5 protein-coding genes are annotated in these 4,672 nt (G+C 71.7%); 3 read left to right on the forward strand and 2 right to left on the reverse strand.

Annotation, left to right across the window (positions count from 1 at the left end):
- Window positions 1-256: 256 nt before the first annotated feature.
- The gene (locus GH736_RS17620; RefSeq protein ID WP_159605644.1) at window positions 257-535 is read left to right on the forward strand and encodes a glutaredoxin family protein; all 279 of its coding nucleotides are present in this window, start codon (window positions 257-259) and stop codon (window positions 533-535) included.
- 116 nt (window positions 536-651) lie between these two features.
- Here GH736_RS17620 and GH736_RS17625 read toward each other — a convergent pair whose 3' ends face one another.
- A complete protein-coding gene (locus GH736_RS17625) occupies window positions 652-1,644 on the reverse strand; it encodes an LLM class F420-dependent oxidoreductase (RefSeq protein WP_159605646.1) in 993 nt (330 codons plus the stop codon).
- Window positions 1,645-1,809: 165 nt separating this feature from the next.
- On the opposite strand from GH736_RS17625, the gene GH736_RS17630 reads away from it, so the two are divergent.
- Window positions 1,810-2,199, forward strand: a complete 390-nt coding sequence (locus GH736_RS17630) for a hypothetical protein (protein WP_159605647.1) — start codon at window positions 1,810-1,812, stop codon at window positions 2,197-2,199.
- Here the strand turns inward: GH736_RS17630 and GH736_RS17635 are convergent.
- Window positions 2,196-3,380, reverse strand: coding sequence for a baeRF11 domain-containing protein (locus GH736_RS17635; RefSeq protein WP_159605649.1), 1,185 nt, complete (start codon window positions 3,378-3,380; stop codon window positions 2,196-2,198). The two genes, GH736_RS17630 and GH736_RS17635, sit on opposite strands and share 4 nt — an antisense overlap.
- Window positions 3,381-3,544: 164 nt before the next feature.
- Here GH736_RS17635 and GH736_RS17640 point away from each other — a divergent pair, with 164 nt between their 5' ends.
- Window positions 3,545-4,594 carry an LLM class flavin-dependent oxidoreductase gene (locus GH736_RS17640; protein WP_159605651.1) on the forward strand — a complete coding sequence of 350 codons (1,050 nt, stop codon included), beginning with the start codon at window positions 3,545-3,547 and terminating at the stop codon, window positions 4,592-4,594.
- Window positions 4,595-4,672: the final 78 nt, after the last annotated feature.

Raw genomic sequence — 4,672 nt, forward strand, 5'->3', positions numbered from 1 at the left:
GGTCCTGGTCCTGGATCACCTGCTCGAGGTCCGCCACGCGGCGCACGTAGGCCACCGGCAGCGGCGACTCCGCGAGCAGTTCCAGCGCCGAGCCCGAGGCACGGCTGAGGATGAGCACCCGATGCCGGTGTTGTTGCCGGTCAGGAGCATGGTGGTCTCGAACCGCATGGGCCCGAGTCTGCCATCGGCACCCGCGCACCGGAAGCGGAATCGGAAGCTGGGAATACCGCACAGGTGCGATGCGTAGGTTCTGGGTATGACCTCCCCTGCGAATCCCGACCTGAACCCTGCCCGCATCACGATGTACGGCGCCGAGTGGTGCATCGACTGCCGCCGCTCGAAGGCGCTGCTCGAGCGCCGTGGCGTCGAGTACGACTACGTCGACCTCGAGGTCGTGAGCGACGGCGCCGACCGCGCGAAGGCCATCAGCGGCCGCACCCAGATCCCCGTCGTGGTGTTCCCCGATGGCACCCACTTCACGGAGCCGACCGACGCGGAACTCTCCGAGAAGCTCGACGAGGCCATCGCGGCCTAGCCGGCCTCCGCCCGCGGGCCTCGAGGCGGAACTGCTGGACGCGAAGGCGGGCTTTCGCGGCCGCGAAGCCGGCACCAGCGTCCAGCAGTTCCGTGACGCGAGAGCCGGTCCCCGGGCTACTGCAGCGCGGGGATGACCTCCGAGGCCCACAGCTCGAGCCCCGATCGGTCGTAGGCCGCCTCGGGGAAGTACGAGATGACGTAGCCGAGCCCGAGCTCGCGACGCTCCTCGAGCTTCGCGATCACCTGCGCGGGCGTTCCCACGGCCGCGTTCGGGCTGCGGAAGTCCGCGAGGTAGTCGGCGGTCTTCTGCGGCCCGAGGAACGGCGCGACCCGCGCCTCGATCGCGGCGAGCCGACGCTCGACATCCGCCTCGTCGACGCCGATGACGGTGTTGAAGTTCGACGACTGCGTGATCGCGTCGAAGTCGGTGCCGAGCCGCTCGCAGTGGCCGCGCAGCACCTCGCTCTTGTGCGCGAATTCCTCGACGCTGCCGGCGAAGTTCGTGTACGACGCGTACTTCGCCGCGATCTTCAGCGTCACCTTCTCGCCGGCGCCCGCGACCCAGAACGGGATGCCGCCCTCCTGCAGCGGCAGCGGCCGCACGATGGCGCCGTCGACCTGGTAGTGCTCGCCGTCGAGCGTCGCCGTGCCCGTGGTCCACGCCTGCTGCATGATGTCGACGCCCTCGCGGAGCCGCGCGAGCCGCTCGGGCACGGGCGGGAACCCGTAGCCGTAGGCGCGCCACTCGTGCTCGTACCAGCCGCCGCCGATGCCCATCTCGACACGCCCGCCCGAGATCACGTCGACCGTCGCGGCGACCTTCGCGAGGTACGCGGGATTGCGGTAGCTCATGCACGTGCACATCTGGCCGAGTCGCACGCGCGAGGTGGTCGCGGCGTAGGCCGACATGAGGGTCCACGCCTCGTGGGTCGCCTCGGTCTCGCTCGGCACGGGCACGGTGTGGAAGTGGTCGTACACCCAGATCGACTCCCACGGGCCGGCATCGGCGAACTCCGCGAGGCCGCGCATGGCCTCCCAGTGCTCGGCCGGCTCGATGCCGACGAGATCGTGACGCCAACCCTGGGGAACGAACATTCCGAATCGCATGCGGACCAGCCTAGGGCGACGATCCCGGCCGGGAAGACGCTTGCCAACGCAGCGTCGATGTGGTGCGGCGCACGAGAACGGATGCCCCGACGCGCCGCCCGCGGCATCCGGATCTCAGCGTCAGCCCTGACGCGGGCGCGGGCGACGCGACCTAACGTCGCACCCATGACTGCGCCGAACCACTGCGACTTCTCTGCGAACGACTTCGAGGCCATCGCCATCGAGAGCTCGGAGGGCCGCCTCATCCGGGTGACGGGGAGCGGGCTGTGCCCCTCGACCGGCTGGGAGCTGCGCCTCGTGGCGGCCAACCCGGGTGTGGTGCCGCACCCCGAGAGCCTCTGGCTGGAGCTGCGCGAGGCGCCCTCGACCCGCGGGCCCCGCGTCGTCACCGACACGGACGTCGAGGTGATGGTCGAGGACTCGCACGCCGAGGAGGTCGTGATCCGCTTCCGATGGCGGGAGGGCTTCACGATCCCCGTGGTGCCCGCATCCGCGTCCACCCATCATGCCGGCGGCGGCATGCGACGTCGAGCGGATGCCGCGGGCGTGCGCTAGGCCAGAGCGAACCGCAGTTCGGCCATCGCCGGACCCGACCACACGTTGCCGTCGAGATCGTCGCTGCGCACCGTCACGACCTTGCCGCCCTTCGCGATGACGAGGAGCGCCAGCTGCGGGAGCAGGTCGCCGGCGTGCGTGCCGTCGTGCAGTGCCTCACCCTCGCCATAGCCGGTGGCGAACTCGATCGCGCCCGACTCCTGGTCGAGCGTGCCGTTCACCGAGGTGGTGAAGTCGAACCACAGCGTCTCGACAGCGCCGTCGGCGGCCAGGCGACCGATCGCTGCGAGGTCGCGTTCGACGCGGCCGGCGCTGCCCTCGGCGAGCCCGTGCAGGGCCGCCTCGGCCTCGCTGATGTTCAGCGCAGCCAACTCGTGCCGAACGGCCTCGTCGATCTCGGAGGGACCGAGCCGATCGGGCGCGCCCGGCACCGCGACGACGCGGCGGTGGTTGCGTGCGCGCTCGATGAACTGGCTGAGCGTCGGCTCGGCGGCGAAGACGAACAGGGGCACGCGCTCCCCGGGGTCGCGCACCTGCAGCTCCTGCTTCACGGCGTCGGCGACGCGCTTGGCGTAGATGTCGAGGGTCGACGCCCGGCGGTCGTCCTCGCTGGCGCCGCGGTCGCCGTGACCACCGACGCGACGCGTGCCGGCATCCCCGGCCTCGCGGTTCGCCGCTTCGTCGGCGTTCTTGGGCAGCGACGGATCGGTCGGCATCTGCGCGGCGCGGTCGGTGGGCGTGGCATGCCAGAGCGTCCACTCGTTGGCCGACACGGCCACGGCGTACGCCTCCTGGTCCTGGCTCGGTGCACGCAGCAGCTGTCCGAGCGTGAAGTGCGAGCCGACGTGCAGGGCGTCGTCGAGCTGGTTGGGGAGCACGAAGACCTCGGTGAAGTCGGGGGAGACGAAGATGGCCAGCGACCTGGCGAGTCCGGCCCACAGCTCCTGGTCGGCGATGATCGCGTCGCGGGCGCGGCGGAGCGCCTCGAGCTCGGCGTTCAACGCGCCCGACGCCTTCACCTGCTCGATGGCCTCGTCGAAGGCGCTCTTCACCGCGACCTCGGCGCGTTCCCGTTCGCTGACGACGGGCGAGGTCGAGGCGTAGACGGTGATCGCCGGATGGTGCGGGCCCGCCAGCGCGGCGAAATCGGCGGTCGTGGGCAGTTCGTAGTGGACCGTCATGCGTTCCTCCCCCAGGTCTCGCGACGGCATCGTCGCTCGAACCCAGCCTATGAAGGGCGAGGCGCGAGCGACACCCCCTGCGCGGGACCCGCGGGCCCGATCGGCGACGGCGCGAGGGCGGCTCCGCGGAATACGGGGGCACGGCGGCGGGGTTGCACCTGACGATGACTGACACCCTCCGACTCTCCGTGCTCGACCTCGTTCCCGTGCGGACCGGCCAGACGAGCGCGGGCGCCGTCGCGGCATCCGTGCGCCTGGCGCAGCTCGCCGACCGCACCGGCTACACCCGCTACTGGTTCGCCGAGCACCACAACATGCCGGCCGTCGCGTCGACGACGCCGCCGGTGCTCATCGCGGCGACCGCGGCACGCACGGAGCGCATCCGCGTCGGGTCGGGCGGCGTCATGCTGCCGAACCATGCGCCGCTCGTGGTGGCCGAGCAGTTCGCCGCGCTCGAGGCGCTCGCACCCGGGCGCATCGACCTCGGCATCGGCCGCGCGCCGGGCAGCGACCCGGTGATCACGCAGTTGCTGCGCATCTCGGGGCCGACCGCCGACGTCGACCGCTTCCCCGACCACATCGCCGACATCCTGAGCCTGCTCTCTCCCGACAGCGCCTCGCTGCGGCTCACGAGCGGGCGCGAGTACGCGATCACCGCGACGCCGGCGGCCGCCGGCGTGCCGACGCTCTGGCTGCTCGGATCGAGCGACTACTCGGCGAAGCTCGCCGCGTCGCTCGGCCTGCCCTACGTGTTCGCGAACCACTTCTCGGGCGAGGGCCTCGAGCGTGCACTGGAGCTCTACCGCACGGAGTACCAGCCGAGCGAGGCGCACCCGGTGCCCGAGACGTTCCTCACCGTGAACGCCTCCGTCGCGCCCACGATCGAGGAGGCGCGCGCTCGAGCCCTGCCGCAGCTGCGGTCGATGGCGCGGCTGCGCACCAACCGCCCCATGCGCTCGCTCGAGACGATCGAGGAGGCGGCCGCGGCGCCGGCCGACTCGATCGGCGACGAGCTCATCGCCGCCATGGAGCAGCGGTGGATCATCGCGGATGCCGCGGGTGCGGCCACCCAGCTGCGGCGCCTCGCCGCGCGGCACGGCATCGACGAGGTCATGGTCGCTCCGATCGCGGGCTCGCACGAGTCCGAGCCGACGGATGCCGCGCCCGGACGCGAGCAGACGCTCGAACTGCTGGCCGGCGAACTGCTCGGCTGACGCCGAGCGGACATGAACATGCCCCGGGCGATCGCCCGGGGCATCCGTCTGCCTGCTGCGCGTGCGCTGCTCGCCGCT

This window comes from Agromyces humi (assembly GCF_009720255.1).
GTDB classification, from domain to species: domain Bacteria; phylum Actinomycetota; class Actinomycetes; order Actinomycetales; family Microbacteriaceae; genus Agromyces; species Agromyces humi.